This is a genomic window from Burkholderia seminalis DSM 23518 (assembly GCF_902832885.1).
Taxonomy (GTDB): domain Bacteria; phylum Pseudomonadota; class Gammaproteobacteria; order Burkholderiales; family Burkholderiaceae; genus Burkholderia; species Burkholderia seminalis.
Genome location: NZ_CADFDK010000043.1, coordinates 1 through 602 on the forward strand (window position 1 = coordinate 1; position 602 = coordinate 602).

Here is a 602-nt window from a genome sequence, read left to right on the forward strand (position 1 = left end):
CTGTCGACGACGAGCACGGGCGGAACCGCGGCGGGTGCCGGTGCGCAGGCCAATGGCACGGGCAGCACGGCGATCGGGGGCCAGTCGACGGCTTCGGGTAGCAATTCGACGTCGCTGGGTCAGGGCTCGAACGCAACCGGCTCGAACGCGACCTCGGTGGGCCAGGGCTCGAGTGCGACCGGTGCCGGAGCGACCTCGGTCGGCCAAGGAGCAGTTGCGTCCAGTTCCGGTGCAACAGCGCTGGGCCAGGGCTCGAACGCGACGGGCTCGAACGCGACGGCGCTGGGTCAGGGCGCCAACGCCTCGGGTAGCGGTTCCTCGGCAATCGGTCAGGGGGCCGTGGCCTCCGGCACGAGTGCCACGGCGCTGGGCAACAACGCGACAGCAGCGGGCGCCAACTCGGTGGCCATCGGTGCGGGCTCGGTTGCCTCCGAGCCGAACACGGTGTCGTTTGGCTCCGCGGGCAACGAGCGGCGCCTGACCAACGTGGCGCCGGGCGTGAACGGCACCGACGCGGCCAACATGAACCAGATCTGGCGGGTTCAGTCGAGCGTCAACCAGATCGCCAGCCGGGCCTATTCGGGGATTGCCGCGGCCACCGC

General features: G+C 71.1%; 1 pseudogene. It reads left to right on the plus strand.

From position 1 onward, the window contains the following. Positions 1-602: pseudogene (locus tag HWX00_RS36545) on the plus strand (hemagglutinin); the annotation flags it as partial.